This is a genomic window from Rathayibacter sp. AY1A3, assembly GCF_002930975.1.
In the GTDB taxonomy this organism is placed as follows: domain Bacteria; phylum Actinomycetota; class Actinomycetes; order Actinomycetales; family Microbacteriaceae; genus Rathayibacter.
On record NZ_PSTO01000027.1, the window covers coordinates 1 to 15,472 of the forward strand.

Genomic DNA, 15,472 nt, shown 5'->3' on the forward strand with positions numbered 1-15,472 from the left:
GGGCGTCGAGCTCACGGTGCTGCTCATCGGCTGGGCCCTCGGCGGCGACGCCGGCCTCGCCGCCGCCACCGCCCTCGGCCGCAGTCTCCGCGACGTCCTCGTCGTCGACGGCGGACCTCCGCGCAACGCACCCTCGCCCGGTGCTCACAACGTGCTGACCCGCGACGGCGTGCCGCCCACGGAGCTGGTGCGCCTGGCGCGCGCCGAGGCCGAGGGCTACGGAGCCCGGGTGGTCGAGGGCGAGGCGGTCCGCGCCTCCGCGGGTGCCGAGGGCGTGACCGCGACCCTCGCCGACGGCACGGTCCTCCGCGCGCGCCGCCTCCTGCTCGCGACCGGCGTCCGCGACCTGCTGCCGGAGATCCCCGGGCTCGGCGCCCGCTGGGGACGGGACGTCCTGCACTGCCCCTACTGCCACGGCTTCGAGGTGCGCGGCCGGCGGATCGGCGTGCTCGGCAGCTCGTTCGCCGGGCACCAGGCGCAGATGTTCCGACAGCTCAGCGACCGGACGTCGATCCTGCTCCACGGCGCACCCGCGCCCGCCGGCGACGAGGCGGCGGCGCTGGCCGCCCGCGGGATCGCTCTCGTGCCCGGCCGCGTCGAGAGGGTCCTCGTCGAGGACGACCGCCTGGTCGGCGTGGTGATCGACGGTCGGCGGCACGAGCTCGACGCGCTCGTCGTCGGCCCGCGGGTCGAGGGGCGGCTCCCCGAGGGGCTCGGCCTCGAGCTCGCCGACCACCCGTCGGGAGTCGCGCGGCACCTCGCCGTCGATCCGATGGGCCGGACCGGCGTCGCCGGGGTCTTCGCCGCGGGCTCGCTGGTCGAGCCGATGGCTCAGGTCGTCGCCTCGTCCGCCGACGGGCTGCGCGTGGGCGCGGCGATCAACCACGACCTGATCGAGGAGGAGATCGCCGACGCGCTGCAGGCCGCCTGACGCGCGCTCAGCGGCGGCGGTACTCCAGCTCCGGGCGGCCGGGGGAGCCGTAGCGGGGCGCGCGGTCCGCCACTCCGGAGTCGGCGAGGTGCTCGAGGTAGCGGCGGGCCGTCACCCGCGAGATGTCGAGGCGGGTGGCGAGCTCGGCCGCCGAGAGGCCGACGGGGCCCAGGAGTGCGGTGACGGCCTCGAGGGTCTGGGCCGAGAGCCCCTTGGCCAGACCCGGGGCGTTGGAGGTGCGGAGCGCCGCGAAGGCCCCGTCCACCTCGTGCTGGCTGGCGACGTCGGCGCCGTGCATCCGCTCGCGGTACGACCGGTAGCTGGCGAGCTTGGCGGCGAACGCGCTGAAGACGAACGGCTTGATCAGGTACTGCACGATGCCGGCGGCGACGGAGGCGCGCACGTTCGCGGCGTCGCGGACGGCGGTGATCGCGATGACGTCGACGTCCAGGCCCGCCGCCCGGACGGCCCGGCAGAGGTCGAGGCCGCCCATGTCCGGCAGGTTCATGTCGAGCAGGATCAGCGCGATGCCCGGGTCCGCGCGCAGCGCCCGGATCGCCTCCGCCCCGCTGCCAGCGATCGCGGCCACCTCGAAGCCGTCGACCCGTCGGACGTAGTCGGCGTGGGCGCTCGCGGTCAGCGGCTCGTCCTCGACGACGAGCACCCGGATCACGACGCCACCCGCGCGGGCAGCGGCAGCTGCACCGTGAACACCGCGCCGACGTGGCGCGAGACCTCGATCGAGCCGCCGAGCCGCTCCACCACCTGCTGCACCAGCGCCAGGCCGATGCCGCGGCCGAAGCCGTCCGACTCCTTCGTCGAGTAGCCGCGCGCGAAGACGTCGGCGGCGCTCGCGACTCCGGGGCCGCTGTCCGACACCTGCACCACCAGCTCGCCCTCCGCGAGGCCGAGGTAGACCTCCACCCACGGCTCGCGGTCCGGAGCGGAGGAGGCGGCCGCGTCGAGGGCGTTGTCGATCAGGTTGCCCAGCACCGTCACGAGGTCCCCGGGCTCCAGCCCCTGCGTGCCGGGCTCGAGGTGCGTCTCGAAGTGCAGCTCGACGCCGCGCTCGCGGGCCTGTGCGGCCTTGCCCAGCAGCAGGGCGGCGATCACCGGCTCCTGCACGGAGCCGAGGACCCGGTCGGCCAGGCGCTGGCTGAGGTTCAGCTCGCCGGCGGCGAACGCGAGCGCCTCGTCGGGCCGGCCGAGCTCGATCAGCGACGCGATGGTGTGCAGGCGGTTCGAGAACTCGTGGGTCTGCGAGCGCGACCGCACCGAGCGCGCCCCACGCGACGACCTGCACGCGGGCGGCGAAGGAGGCGTCCACAGCCGAGAGCGTGACGCCCGCCGACACGAGCGCGACGACCGCGCCGTCGGCGTCCTCGATCGGCGCGACGGCGCGGACGGAGGGCCCGAGCGTGCCGGTGTACGTCTCGGTGAAGGTCCGCCCCTCCAGCGCGGGCTCGATCGTGCCCTGGAACGGCAGGCCGATCCGGTCGCGGTCGCGGTGGGTGTACCGGGTGCGGTCGGGGGCCATGATCGTGAGGAAGTCGACGCCGGTGTCCCGCATGACCTCCTCGGCGTACGGCTGCAGGCTCGCGGAGGGATCCGCGCCGGCCGTCGACTCGAGGACGAACGGATTGTCGGCCACCGTCCGCGCCACGACGAGGCTCCGCTGGGCGGCCTCGTCGCCCGCCCGGCTCCGCGCGTCGAGGGCCAGCACCGCGACGGCCGCCGCGGCGATCAGCAGGATGCTCAGCAGCTGCACGGCGAACAGGCGCGCGGCGATGCTGCCGCGCGGTCCGCGTGCGCTCGGCGTCCTGACCATGCCACTCCCTCGTGAGCGAGCGCTCGGGGCGCCCCGCCGTGAACAGTATGAACGCAACCGTGCCGGGCTCCGGAGGCGGGGCCACCATCGTCCTACCCCCTCACCTCGACGAAGAGAAGGACACCCCCATGGCGAAGACGCCTCAGACGCCGTCCGACCGGCTGATCCCCGCGGTCACCCCTCCGAAGACCCGGCGGCGCATCGACCGGAACCACTGGCTCTACATCGCCGTCATCATCGCCGTGGTCGCCGGCGTCGTGGTCGGACTCGTCGCTCCCGCCTTCGCGGCGACGCTCGAGCCCGTCGGCAAGGCCTTCGTCGGACTGATCAAGATGATGATCGCGCCGATCATCTTCTGCACCATCGTCATCGGCATCGGCTCCATCGCGAAGGCCGCCACGGTCGGCAAGGTCGGCGGACTCGCGCTGGGCTACTTCATCGTGATGTCGACCTTCGCCCTGGCGATCGGCCTCGTCGTCGGCAACATCCTGCACCCGGGCGAGGGCCTCGACATCTCGAGCGCCACCTACGACACCAGCGACCTCAAGGCCGAGAGCACCAGCGACTTCGTCCTCGGGATCATCCCCGTCTCGCTGTTCTCCTCGCTCGTGGACGGCAGCATCCTGCAGACCCTCTTCGTCGCGCTGCTCGTCGGCTTCGCGCTGCAGAAGATGGGCGCCAAGGGCCAGCCGATCCTCGGAGCGATCAAGCAGCTCCAGGTCCTGGTCTTCCGCATCCTCTCGATGGTGCTCTGGGTCGCCCCGATCGGCGCGTTCGGCGCCATCGCCGCGGTCGTCGGCAAGACCGGCTGGGGAGCGGTCGTCGCTCTCGCCACCCTGATGATCGGCTTCTACATCACCTGCGCGATCTTCGTGGTCGTCGTCCTCGGCCTGCTGCTGCGCCTGGTGACCGGCGTCAGCATCTTCTCGCTGATGAAGTACCTGGCCCGCGAGTACCTGCTCATCGTCGGCACCTCCTCCTCGGAGGCGGCGCTGCCCCGCCTGATCGCGAAGATGGAGCACCTCGGCGTCTCCAAGCCCGTCGTCGGCATCACCGTGCCCACCGGCTACTCCTTCAACCTCGACGGCACGGCGATCTACCTCACGATGGCGTCGCTGTTCATCGCCTCGGCCACCGGAGCGCCGATGTCGATCCCGGAGCAGATCGGCCTCCTCCTCTTCATGATGATCGCCTCGAAGGGCGCCGCGGGCGTCACCGGAGCGGGCCTGGCCACGCTGGCCGGCGGCCTCCAGTCCTTCCGTCCCGACCTGGTCAACGGCGTCGGCGTGATCGTCGGCATCGACCGCTTCATGTCCGAGGCCCGCGCGGTCACCAACTTCACCGGCAACGCGGTCGCCACCCTTCTCGTGGGCACCTGGACCAAGCAGATCGACATGGTGCAGGTCCGCGAGGTCCTCGGCGGGCGCTCGCCCTTCGACGAGACCACGCTCGGAGCGGACGAGCACGAGGCCCCCGCGTCGGGCACCTCGATCACCGAGGGGATCGCCTCGATCCAGGACTCCGACGAGGCGTCGCGGATGCGTGCGGAGATCGCGGCCAAGCGCTAGCCGATCCGATCGCGAAGGCCCCGCCTCCCGGAACCGGTCCGGGAGGCGGGGCCTCCGTCGTCCGCGGGTCAGTGCCTCCGCACCCCGAGCAGAGGCAGGGTCACCGAGCAGAGCGGCCCGATCAGCACCGCGAAGAGGAGGGTGCCGAGGCCGGCGTCGCCGCCGAGGGCCCAGCCGATGAGCAGCACCGTGAGCTCGACGCCCGAGCGCGCCACCCAGATCGGCAGGCCCGTGCGGGTGTGCAGGCCCAGCATCAGTCCGTCGCGGGGCCCCGGACCGAGGTGGGCGCCGATGTAGATCCCGCTCGCGACCGCCAGAAGCACGAGGCCTCCGGCGAAGAGCAGGCCGCGGGCCCACCACTCGTCCGGCGTCGCCAGCACGCGCAGCCCGACGTCGATCATCGTGCCGACCACGAGCACGTTCAGCACGGTGCCGAGACCGGGCCGCTGTCGGAGGGGGATCCACAGCAGCAGGACGAGCAGGCCGATCACGTTCGTGAGCAGTCCGATCCCGAGCCCGGTCTGGTGCGCGACCCCCTGGGCGAAGACGGTCCACGGGTCCACGCCGATCGCCGCGCGGATCATCATCGCGTCGGCGAATCCGTAGAGGATCAGGCCCACCAGCAGGCGCGGCACGGGTCGGAGGCGCCACTGGCCCGCTGGGGGAGCGGCGGCGGCAACGGGAGCGGTGAGGGTCATGGACTCATCACAGCGCGACATTGGCCTTCTTCGCGCGGTCCAATCCGGCTACCTTGGACGCATGGCTGATGTCCACTTCGGCGCGCGCGCCCTGCAGACCCTCCTCGGCGACTGGCGCGAGCAGCGCGGCACCCGGCCCGCCTACCTCGCGCTGGCCGATCGGATCCGCCTCCTCGGGATCGACGGCCGCATCCCCGCGGGCAGCCGCCTGCCCGCCGAGCGCGAGCTCTCGGCCCGCCTCGGCGTCAGCCGCACGACCGTGGCCGCCGCGTACCGCGAGCTGCGCGACAGCGGCTACCTCGTCAGCGTGCGCGGCTCCGGCAGCGTCACCCGCCTGCCGGGAGCGGCCGTGCACGCGGTGCCCTCGCTCGCGCCGGACTTCCTCGACTTCACCAAGGCGGCCCTGCCCGCCGTCCCCGAGCTGGCCGAGGCGTACACCCGCGCGGCGCAGGCGGCCCCCGAGCACTTCGACTCCGGCTCCTACGACACCGTCGGCCTGCCGGTGCTGCGCCGCGCGATCGCCGAGCGCTACACCGCGCGGGGTCTGCGCACCGAGCCCGGCCAGATCATGGTGACCATCGGCGCGCAGCACGCGATCGCGCTCGTCGCCCGCACCCTGCTCGCGAGGGGTGACCGGGCGCTGATCGAGGCCCCGACCTACCCGCACGCCTACGAGGCCCTCCGGCTGGCCGGCGCGCGGCTCGTGCCGGTGAACGTCGACGGGGCGGACGGCTGGGACGGAGAGGGCCTGATCGCCGCGCTGCGCGGCACGAGCCCGAGCCTGGCCTACCTGATGCCCGACTTCCACAACCCGACCGGCCGCTCCATGGCCCCCGAGCTGCGGGAGCGGGCGATCGCCGCCGCGGCCCGGCAGGGGACCCTGATCATCGCCGACGAGACGACGGCCGAGCTCGACATCGACCGGCGGATGTCGCCGCTGCCGTTCGCCGCCTACGGGCCCGAGGGGACGGTGCTCTCGATCGGCTCCGTCGGCAAGACACTGTGGGGCGGCATCCGGATCGGCTGGATCCGCGCCGAGCGGGCGGTGATCCGCAAGCTGGCGCTGGCGCGCTCGGCGAGCGACCTCGGCACGCCGATCCTGGAGCAGCTCCTGGTCGCGGACATGCTCGGCCGGATGGACGGCGTGCTGGAGCTGCGGCGCTCGCAGCTGCGCGCCGGCCGCGACCACCTCGAGGCGGCCCTGGCGCGCGCGATCCCGGAGTGGAGCGTGCCGCGGGTCTCGGGCGGCCTCTCCACCTGGGTGGGCCTGGGCCGGCCGGCGAGCTCGCAGCTCGCGCTCGCCGCCCGGACGGCGGGCCTGCTGATCACCGCGGGCCCGCGCTTCGGGATCGACGGCGCCTTCGAGCGCTTCCTCCGCATCCCGATCGGCTACTCGCCCGAGGCGACCGACCGGGCCGTGGAGGCGCTCGCGACGGCGTGGGCGCAGGTCGCCCGGCACCCGGCGGCCGACCCGGGGTACCTCGCCGACGTGGTCTGAGGTGGAGTGCCCGCCGGGCGTGTGAGATCGTTCTCTCATGAGCGACGGGTACGGCTACCTGCTGGTCCACTTCGTGGAGGACCGGACCGGCCACAGCGAGAAGATCTTCCTCTCGCTCAGCCGGGGCGACGATCCGCTGCGCTGGCGGGCGCTCGGGCCGGTGCTGGAGTGGACCGGCGGCACGGGCGGCGTCCGCGACCCCCACATCGTCCGCGGGCCGCGGGGCTTCCACCTCGTCGCCACCGATCTCCGCGTCTGGCGGCCCGAGGGCCCGGACTGGGACCTCTACCGGCACCGGGGGAGCCGCGACCTCGTGGTCTGGGACTCCCCGGACCTCCTCGAGTGGTCCGAGCCGCGCGCGGTCGCCGTCGCTCCCGAGGGCGCGGGCATGGCCTGGGCGCCGGAGTCGGTCTACGACCCGGTCTCGGGCGACTTCCTCGTGCACTGGTCCTCCGGCCTGGCCGAGGACGGCGACCCCGCCACCGGCGAGACGGGCGACAGCCGCATCCTGATGTCCCGCACGCGCGACTTCCGCACGTTCACCGAGCCCGAGACCTACCTGCGGCTGCCCGGCGGAGTGATCGACATGACGCTGCTGATCGAGGGCACGGCCGTCCACCGCTTCGCCAAGCAGCACGACGAGGCCCCCGACACGATGCAGGTGTTCCAGCAGGTCGGCTCCTCCCTCCTCGCGGACGACTTCGCCACCGTCGCCCGGGGGATCGGGCAGGAGCTCGGCCCGAGCATCGAGGGGCCGCTGGTCTTCCGGCACCACCGCGAGGAGCGCTGGTCGCTCTGGGTCGACCAGTACGCCCTCCGCCCCTACGGCTACCGCGCCTACACGAGCACCGACCCGGCCTCGGGCCACTGGGAGCTCGCGGAGGAGTTCGACCTGCCCGAGGACACCAAGCACGGAGCGGTCCTCCCGCTCACCCGATCCGAGTACACGGCGCTCGACGAGCGCCACCCCGCCTGAGAGGCCCCGCATGACCGACTTCAGCCCCCGTCTCGCCGACGCCCTCGTCACCGTCCTCGGTGCCGACGGCGCTCCGCTCGCCCACGCCGACGTGACGGTCGAGCAGCGCCGCCACGCCTTCGCCTTCGGCTGCACCCCTCCGAGCACCGACCCCGCGCGCGCCGAGGAGCGCCGGCTCTGGCTCGACCTGTTCGACACGGCGACGCTCCCCGTCTACTGGGGCCGCTTCGAGCCGGAGCGCGGCCGCACCGCGACGGAGGAGGTGCTCGCCGAGGCGCGCGCGCTCGCCGCGGACGGCGTCCGGCTGAAGGGGCACCCGCTGGTCTGGCACTACGTGAAGCCGGAGTGGCTCGACGCGCTGCCGCTGGACGAGGCCGAGCAGCTCCTCCGCGCGCGCATCCGCCGGGAGGTGGGCGCCTTCGCCGGGCTGATCGACACCTGGGACGCGATCAACGAGGTCGTCATCATGCCGCGCTTCGCGAACGAGCCGGACGGCGTGACGAACGCCGTCACCCGCCTCGCCCGCGAGAAGGGACGCGTCGGCATGGTCGAGCTGGCCTTCTCGGAGGCGCGCAGCCTCGGCACCGGACCGGTGCTCGTGCTGAACGACTTCGACCTCGGGCCCGAGTACGAGCGGCTGATCGAGGACGTGCTCGAGGCCGGGATCCGGCCCGATGCGATCGGCCTGCAGTCGCACATGCACCAGGGGTTCCGCGGGGAGGAGCAGATCACGGCGATCTGCGACAGGTTCGCGCGCTTCGGCCTGCCGCTGCACTGGACCGAGACCACCCTCGTCTCGGGCGAGCTGATGCCCGCCGAGATCGAGGACCTCAACGACCACGTGGTCGAGGACTGGCCGACCACCCCGGAGGGGGAGGCGCGGCAGGCGGACGAGATGGTGCGGCACTACGAGACGCTGGTCGCGCATCCGGCGGTCGAGGCGATCACCTACTGGGGCTTCGACGACGCCGGAGCCTGGCTCGGAGCGCCGGGCGGGTTCCTCCGCCGCGACGGGAGCCCGAAGCCGGCCTACGAGGCGCTGCGCTCGCGGATCCGCGGGGACTGGTGGCTCGAGTCGACGGTGCTCCGGACGGACGCCGAGGGGCGCGTCGGCGTCCGGGCCTTCGCCGGGGACTTCGCGCTCTCGAGCGCCGGGGCGGGCGCTGCAGTGAGCCTCCCCGTCGGGTCGTCGACGGCTGAGGTCCGCCTGGGCTGAGGGCGTCCGGGGCCGGCCGGTGGCGCCGGTCGCCCCGTCGCGCGCCCCGGAACGCCGCGTCCCTCCCAACACTCAGTCGGCTGATGGAAGACTCGGAGGGTGCATCTCCTCGCGGTCCTCAGCATGAAGAACCGGGCGCTCATCGCGCTCGTCACCGTCGTCATCGCCGTCTTCGGCGGAGTCGCCCTGACCGGGCTCAAGCAGGAGCTCGCGCCGTCGATCTCCTTCCCGCAGCTCGCCGTCGTCACGTCCTACCCGGGCGCCGCTCCGGAGGTGGTCAACGACGACGTCTCGACGCCGATCGAGACCGCCATCCAGGGGGTGCCGGGGCTCGAGACGACCAGCGCGACGTCCTCAACGGACTCCTCCCTCATCTCGGCGTCCTTCACCTACGGCACCGACCTCGCCACCGCCGAGCAGAAGATCCTGCAGGCGATCAACCGGATCAAGAGCACGCTCCCGGACGGCGTCGACCCGCAGGTGGTCACCGGCTCCCTCGACGACCTGCCGGTGCTGCAGCTCGCCGTGTCGAGCGACGGCGACGCGGACGCGCTGGCCGAGCGCCTGCGCACCACGGTCATCCCGGACCTGGAGAAGGTCGAGGGCGTGCGCGAGGCGGCGCTCGTCGGCGAGACCGCCCAGCGCGTCACGATCACTCCGGACGACGCGGCGCTCGCCGCGGCCGGCCTCTCGACCGGCGACATCCGCTCGGCCCTGCAGCAGAACGGCGTGCTCGTCGCGGGCGGACAGATCACCCAGGACGGGTCGACCTTCTCGGTGCAGTCGGGCGTCAAGCTCGACTCGACCGACGCGATCGCGGCGCTGCCGCTGCTGCCGTCCGCAGGTGCCTCCGCGGGTGCGGGCGGCGCCGGTGCGTCAGCGGGCGCGGGTGCCTCCGCGGGCTCCGGCGCTTCGGTCGGCGGCTCCGACGTCGGAGCGGCGGCGGGAGGCGCGGCCGTGACCGCGGAGCCGACGGTCACCACCCTCGGCTCCGTCGCGACCGTCGCCGTCACCGACGCCCCCGTCACCTCGATCTCGCGCGTCAACGGCCAGCCCGCCCTGACCCTCTCGATCACCAAGCTCCCCGCGGCGAACACCGTCGACGTGTCGACCGGCGTGGCCGCGCTGCTCCCGGACCTCGAGGAGTCGATCGGCGACAACGCCGCCTTCACCCCGGTCTTCGACCAGGCGCCCTACATCCAGGAGTCGATCGCGTCGCTCGCGCAGGAGGGGGCGCTCGGCCTCGTCTTCGCCGTGCTGGTGATCCTGCTGTTCCTGCTGTCGGTGCGCTCGACCCTGGTCACGGCCATCTCGATCCCGACCTCGGTGCTGATCACCTTCATCGGCCTGCAGACGGCCGGCTACACCCTCAACATCCTGACCCTCGGCGCGCTCACCATCGCGATCGGCCGTGTGGTCGACGACTCCATCGTCGTGATCGAGAACATCAAGCGGCACCTCGACGCGGGTGAGGACCGGGCCCGGACCATCGCGGTCGCCGTCCGCGAGGTCGCCGGCGCGATCACCGCCTCCACGATCACCACGGTCGCGGTGTTCCTGCCGATCTCGTTCGTCGGCGGCACCACGGGCGAGCTGTTCCGGCCCTTCGCGCTGACCGTGTCGATCGCCCTGCTCGCCTCCCTCGTGGTGGCGCTGACGATCGTGCCGGTGCTCGCCTACTGGTTCCTCCGCCCCTCGAAGCGGCCGGCGGTGCGCCAGGCCGCGCAGGCGGCGCTCGCAGAGGAGCGCGCGGCGGCCGGAGGGGCACCCGCCTCGGGCGTCCCGGCCGACACCGCGGCGCCGGTCGAGGAGGCCCCGCACCACGGCGCCCACGCCGCTCCCCGCCGGGCGCGCGGGCTGCAGTCGGTCTACGGCCCGATCATCCACTGGACGCTGAAGCACTCGGTCGTCACCGTCCTCCTGGCGCTGCTCGTGCTCGTCGGGACCGGTGCGCTGTACCCGCTGATGAAGACGAACTTCCTCGGCTCCAGCGGGCAGGACACCTTCACCGTCACCCAGACGGTCCCCGTCGGCCAGAGCCTCGACGCGCAGGACGCGACGGCGCAGCAGGCGAGCACGGCGATCCTCGGCGTCGGCGGCGTCGAGACCGTCCAGCTCACCGTCGGCTCCTCCGGCGGCCTGCAGAGCGCGTTCGGCGGGGGCGGCGGCGGCGGCACCTCGATCCGCTACTCCGTCACCACCGACGAGTCGGCCGACCAGGAGGCCGTGCAGGCGGACGTCCGCGACGCGCTGGCGGGCGTCGCCTCGGCCGAGGACATCAGCGTCGCCGCCTCCTCCGGCTTCGGCGCCTCCTCGGACATCGAGGTCGACCTCTCGACCGCCTCGCAGAGCGACCTCCAGAGCGCGAGCGACCAGCTCCTCGAGGCCCTGCGCGGGACCGACGGGATCAGCCAGGCCGAGAGCAACCTCTCCTCCTCGCTGCCCTACATCGCGGTGCGGGTCGACCGCGACGCCGCGGCCCGGGCGGGTCTCAGCGAGGTCGCCGTGGGCACGATCGTCAGCCAGGCGCTCCAGCCCAGCCAGGTCGGCAGCGTCGTGATCGACGACCGCACCCTCTCGATCTACCTGGCCGACGGGCAGCCGCCGGCCACCGTGGACGAGCTGCGGAACCTCGAGGTGCCGACCCTCACCGGCACCGTCGCGCTCTCCACCCTCGCGGCGGTCGAGCAGACGGACGGTCCGGCGAGCATCACCACCGAGCGCGGGCAGCGCACCGCGACCATCACCGTCACCCCGGAGGGCGACGACCTCGCCTCGGCCAACGTCGCCGTGCAGAACGCGATCGACGCGACGGCGCTTCCGGCCGGTGTCGACGCCTCCCTCGGCGGAGTGACCGCCGACCAGGCCGACGCGTTCTCGCAGCTGGGCATCGCGCTGCTGGTCGCGATCCTGATCGTCTACGTCGTGATGGTGGCGACGTTCCGCTCGCTCCTGCAGCCGCTGCTCCTGCTCGTGTCGGTGCCGTTCGCGGCGACCGGCGCGATCCTCCTGCAGGTGATCACCGGCGTGCCGCTGGGCGTGCCGTCCCTGATCGGCGTGCTGATGCTGATCGGCATCGTCGTCACGAACGCGATCGTGCTCGTGGACCTGGTGAACCAGTACCGCGATCGCGGGATGCCGGTGCGGGAGGCGCTGCTGCACGGCACCGAGCGGCGGCTCCGGCCCATCCTGATGACCGCCCTCGCGACGATCTTCGCCCTGCTGCCGATGGCGCTGGGGATCACGGGCCACGGCGGCTTCATCTCGCAGCCGCTGGCGATCGTCGTGATCGGCGGCCTGGTGTCCTCGACGGTGCTGACCCTCGTGGTCCTGCCCGTCGTCTACAACCTGGTCGAGGGGTATCGTGAGCGGCGGCGTGCCGCCCGCGCCGGGAAGGCGTCGGCATGACGGACATCAGGGATGCGGCCGAGACGGTCGGCTCGCGCTGGCGCAGCGGCCCGGAGCGCGCCACCGCGGTCCTCGACGAGATCGGTCCGGAGCGCTTCGTCGCCCGCGACTTCCGCCCGGGCACGCTCCGGCACCTCGTCCTGATCCGCTTCCGCCCGACGGCGCTGGTCGCCGAGGCGGACGAGGTCACCCGCCGCTTCCTCGCCCTGGCCGACGAGTGCGTCCGCGACGGACGGCCCTACATCGAGTCGATCGAGACGGGGCCGCAGCTGAGCATCGAGGGCGCGGGCGAGGGCTTCGACCGCGCGTTCCTGCTGACCTTCTCCTCCGAGGGCGACCTGCACTACTACCTGGGCCGGCCGGCCGTCGAGGACCCCGCGCACTGGGATCCGGCGCACGACGCGTTCAAGGAGTTCGTCGGGCCGTTCGTCGACACGGCCGGCATCGTCGCGTTCGACTTCCGACCCGAAGCGCACTGATGGCGACTCCCGACTTCGTGCTGCGGCTGCGCGAGCGGATCGGGACCGAGCTGCTCTGGCTCACCGGCGTGACCGCGGTGATCCTCCGCGAGGAGCCGGCGCTCGAGGTCCTGCTCGTCCGGCGCGCCGACACCGGAGCCTGGACGGCCGTCACCGGGATCATCGACCCGGGCGAGACCGTCGCCGGGACCGCCCGCCGCGAGGCGCAGGAGGAGGCGGGCGTCGAGATCGAGGTCGAGCGCCTCGTGCAGGTGCACACCCTCCCGCCGATGCAGTACCCCAACGGGGACCGCTCGCAGTACCTCGACCACGTGGTGCGCTGCCACTGGATCTCGGGGGAGGCCTACGTCGCGGACGACGAGTCGACCGAGGTCGGCTGGTTCGCGCCCGACGCGCTGCCGCCGATGTCGGACGAGCACCGCGCCCGGATCGAGCGGGCGCTGTCGGACGAGCCGGGCTGCTCGATCGACTGACGGCGGGGGTGCGCGCCGGACGAGGCGGGGCCGCCTCCCGGGAGCGGCACACGCCTCGGAGCGGGCGCTGCTCAGACCGGACGCGCGAAGCAGAGCACCGCGTCGTCGCCGACGTGGGCTCCGAAGGCGTCGATCGCCGTGAAGCCGAGCGCCCCGGCCGCCGGGGCGAGCTCCGGAGCGGCGGCCAGGCGCAGCGTGCGGATCCGCTGCACCCGCGCCCACGACTCCGCCGCCGCGACGAGCCGTCGGGCGACTCCCGTGCGCCGGTGGACGGAGGCGACCACCAGCTCCAGCACCTCGGCGAAGTCGTCCGGGCCGGGAGCGAGCACCAGCACGCCGGCCGCCGCCCCATCGATCCGGGCGATCAGGACGCGGGCGTGCGGGGGCGGGACCGCGGCGAGGAGGCCCTCCGCTCCGGCTGCGTCCTCGAGGCGGACGACGACTCCGCTCACGAGCCCAGGTGGGCGCGGAGGAACTCGACGACCCGAGCACGCAGAGCGTCGTCGAGGAGCGCGATCGAGTGCAGCGAGCCGGGGAGGACGAGGAGGTCGACGCTCGAGCCCGCTCCGCGCAGCGCCTCCGCGAAGCGGGTCGACTGGCTGAGCGCGACCCGCTCGTGCGCCGCGTGCGCGATGAGGAACGGCGGCTCGGAGCCGTCCACCTGCGCGAGGGGCGAGGCGGCGGTCGCGGAGGGGCAGGAGGCCAGGTCCGCGCAGTCGAGGTAGCTGCGCACGGCGGCCGCGACTCCGACCACCGGGTCGTCGTCGGCGAGGCCGGCGGCGCTGAGATCGGAGGGACCGCTCAGGTCGACCACGGCGGCCAGGCGCGACGAGGTCGACGGCAGCGTGCCGAGCAGAGAGGCGAGGTTGCCGCCGGCCGAGCCGCCGAAGGCCGCCACCCGCTCCGGATCGATGCCGAAGCGCGCGGTCTGCTCCGGCTCGAGCAGCCAGTCGAGGGCGGCCGTCACATCGTCGAGCTGCGCGGGGAACACGGCGGCGGGCGCGAGGCGGTAGTCGACCGAGACGGCGACGAACCCCTCCGATCCGAGCCACTGGCAGATCGGACGCCAGTTCGCGTCGGCCTTGCCTCCACGGGCCCAGCTGCCGCCGTGCACGACGAGGACGGCGGGCCGCGGCTCCGCCGACGGGGCAGGGGAGGAGCAGACGTCGGCGCTCTGCCCGGTGCTCGCGTCGTAGACGACGTCGGCCGTCACGCTCACGCCGGACCAGTCGGGTGCGGGTGCCGCTCCGAGCGCCTGCGCCACCGGCTCCGAGACGGGAGTGGTGCTCGCGCAGCCCGAGAGGAGGAGTGCGAGGGCGGCCAGGACCGCGGCGACGCGTCGCGGGGATCGGGTGGGCTCGCGCATGAGTGCGATCAGCGTACGGGGTGCCCGGCGCCCCGGATGCGGCACCCCCGCGATCAGGGGGTGCCGGGCTCGCGCTGCAGCCGGACCAGGACGACCCCCGCGAGGATCAGCGCGCCGCCGCCGAACTGGATCGGCGCAGGCAGCTCGCCGAGGATCAGCCACGCGGCCGCGATCGAGAACAGCACCTCCGTCAGCCCGACGAAGGAGGCGATCCGCGTGCCGAGACGGCGTCCGCCCTCGATCCCGAGCAGATACGCCAGCACCGTCGACATGCCGAGGATCACGCCCGCGGGGAGGAGCCAGCTGACCTCCGCTCCGACGAACACCACCTCTCCGAACGTCGCGCGCAGCGGTGTGACGCCGAGCGCCCCGAGTGCCAGCAGGATCGCGGCGCCGACCGTCATCGCCCCCGCCGTCAGCGCGATCGGCGGCAGCTCCGGATCCACTCGACCGGCGATGACGTAGTAGACGCACAGGCCGAGCGAGGCGGTCAGCGCCCAGGCGATGCCGACCAGCTCGGGGGTCGACTCGCCGGACAGGTCGAGCACGAGCACCAGGCCGCCGAGCGCGAGCGCGGAGCCGGCGAGGGTGAAGCGGCCGGGGTGCCGGCGGGTGCGCGCCCAGGCGAGGAGGACGAGGAACACCGGCGCGAGGTACTCGATCAGCAGGGCGACGCCGACCGACATGTGCTCGATCGCGCTGTAGAAGCAGAGCTGCGCGGCGATCACGGCGAAGACTCCGTAGAGGGCGATCGTGCCGAGGTTGCGGCGGAGCACGGGCCAGCGGCCGCGGAGGGACAGGACCGCCGGGATCGCGAGGATCAGGGCGGCGCCGCCTGCGCGCCAGAGGACCGCGGACGCCGGCGTCCAGCCCGCCTCGAGGAGCGGCTTCACGAACGGCCCGCCCAGACCGAACGCCGCCGACGCGGCCAGCGCCGCGACGAGGCCGGAGCCGAGGCGCCGTGCAGGCGCGGGCGCGCTCGCGGCGGGGAGGGTGACGGCAGCAGTGCTCTCGGCGGTCATGGCCGGCTC

Annotated in this window: 14 protein-coding genes and 1 pseudogene; 8 read left to right on the top strand and 7 right to left on the bottom strand. The window is 73.7% G+C overall.

All coding sequences use genetic code 11. The annotated features are described in order from the left end of the window. A partial coding sequence (locus C5C10_RS12480; protein WP_104329368.1) for an NAD(P)/FAD-dependent oxidoreductase occupies nucleotides 1-931 on the top strand: 931 nt, incomplete at its 5' end. Nucleotides 932-938: 7 nt separating this feature from the next. Here C5C10_RS12480 and C5C10_RS12485 read toward each other — a convergent pair. The 3 genes and pseudogenes from C5C10_RS12485 to C5C10_RS18370 all read right to left on the bottom strand — a co-directional run. Next, entirely contained in the window at nucleotides 939-1,604 is a 666-nt protein-coding gene (locus C5C10_RS12485) for a response regulator (RefSeq protein ID WP_104329369.1), read from the bottom strand. Next, nucleotides 1,601-2,206: an ATP-binding protein gene (locus C5C10_RS18365; protein ID WP_308471663.1), complete on the bottom strand. Its 606-nt coding sequence runs from the start codon at nucleotides 2,204-2,206 to the stop codon at nucleotides 1,601-1,603. The genes C5C10_RS12485 and C5C10_RS18365 overlap by 4 nt, the downstream gene beginning before the upstream one ends. A 91-nt stretch (nucleotides 2,207-2,297) precedes the next feature. Continuing rightward, nucleotides 2,298-2,759 (bottom strand): annotated as a pseudogene (locus C5C10_RS18370) (histidine kinase); the annotation flags it as partial. Nucleotides 2,760-2,887: 128 nt separating this feature from the next. On the opposite strand from C5C10_RS18370, the gene C5C10_RS12495 reads away from it, so the two are divergent. Next, nucleotides 2,888-4,327, top strand: coding sequence for a cation:dicarboxylate symporter family transporter (locus C5C10_RS12495; RefSeq protein WP_104223811.1), 1,440 nt, complete (start codon nucleotides 2,888-2,890; stop codon nucleotides 4,325-4,327). Between the two features lie 68 nt (nucleotides 4,328-4,395). Here C5C10_RS12495 and C5C10_RS12500 read toward each other — a convergent pair whose 3' ends face one another. Beyond that, nucleotides 4,396-5,025 (bottom strand): YitT family protein, encoded by a 630-nt coding sequence (locus C5C10_RS12500; protein WP_374952930.1) that lies wholly within the window; start codon nucleotides 5,023-5,025, stop codon nucleotides 4,396-4,398. 61 nt (nucleotides 5,026-5,086) lie between these two features. Between C5C10_RS12500 and C5C10_RS12505 the strand changes: the two genes are divergently transcribed. From C5C10_RS12505 to C5C10_RS12530, 6 genes are all read left to right on the top strand, one after another. Further along, a complete protein-coding gene (locus C5C10_RS12505; RefSeq protein WP_104237649.1) occupies nucleotides 5,087-6,523 on the top strand; it encodes a PLP-dependent aminotransferase family protein in 1,437 nt (478 codons plus the stop codon). Between the two features lie 37 nt (nucleotides 6,524-6,560). Continuing rightward, complete coding sequence (locus C5C10_RS12510) at nucleotides 6,561-7,499, top strand: glycoside hydrolase family 43 protein (protein WP_104329370.1); 939 nt, start codon at nucleotides 6,561-6,563, stop codon at nucleotides 7,497-7,499. Nucleotides 7,500-7,509: 10 nt separating this feature from the next. After that, entirely contained in the window at nucleotides 7,510-8,715 is a 1,206-nt protein-coding gene (locus C5C10_RS12515; protein WP_104329371.1) for an endo-1,4-beta-xylanase, read from the top strand. A gap of 99 nt (nucleotides 8,716-8,814) precedes the next feature. After that, a complete protein-coding gene (locus C5C10_RS12520; protein ID WP_104329372.1) occupies nucleotides 8,815-12,123 on the top strand; it encodes an efflux RND transporter permease subunit in 3,309 nt (1,102 codons plus the stop codon). Further along, nucleotides 12,120-12,602 carry a Dabb family protein gene (locus C5C10_RS12525; RefSeq protein WP_104223816.1) on the top strand — a complete coding sequence of 161 codons (483 nt, stop codon included), beginning with the start codon at nucleotides 12,120-12,122 and terminating at the stop codon, nucleotides 12,600-12,602. The genes C5C10_RS12520 and C5C10_RS12525 overlap by 4 nt, the downstream gene beginning before the upstream one ends. After that, entirely contained in the window at nucleotides 12,602-13,075 is a 474-nt protein-coding gene (locus C5C10_RS12530) for an NUDIX domain-containing protein (protein WP_104329373.1), read from the top strand. The genes C5C10_RS12525 and C5C10_RS12530 overlap by 1 nt, the downstream gene beginning before the upstream one ends. A gap of 71 nt (nucleotides 13,076-13,146) precedes the next feature. Here C5C10_RS12530 and C5C10_RS12535 read toward each other — a convergent pair whose 3' ends face one another. The 3 genes from C5C10_RS12535 to C5C10_RS12545 are packed head-to-tail and all read right to left on the bottom strand — an operon-like array spanning nucleotide 13,147 to nucleotide 15,463. Further along, nucleotides 13,147-13,527 carry a GNAT family N-acetyltransferase gene (locus tag C5C10_RS12535; protein ID WP_104329374.1) on the bottom strand — a complete coding sequence of 127 codons (381 nt, stop codon included), beginning with the start codon at nucleotides 13,525-13,527 and terminating at the stop codon, nucleotides 13,147-13,149. Further along, on the bottom strand, nucleotides 13,524-14,441 hold the full coding sequence (locus C5C10_RS12540) for an alpha/beta hydrolase (RefSeq protein WP_104329375.1): 918 nt from the start codon (nucleotides 14,439-14,441) through the stop codon (nucleotides 13,524-13,526). Before C5C10_RS12540 ends, C5C10_RS12535 begins: the two co-directional genes overlap by 4 nt. Nucleotides 14,442-14,494: 53 nt before the next feature. Continuing rightward, nucleotides 14,495-15,463, bottom strand: a complete 969-nt coding sequence (locus C5C10_RS12545; RefSeq protein WP_104257663.1) for a DMT family transporter — start codon at nucleotides 15,461-15,463, stop codon at nucleotides 14,495-14,497. Nucleotides 15,464-15,472: the final 9 nt, after the last annotated feature.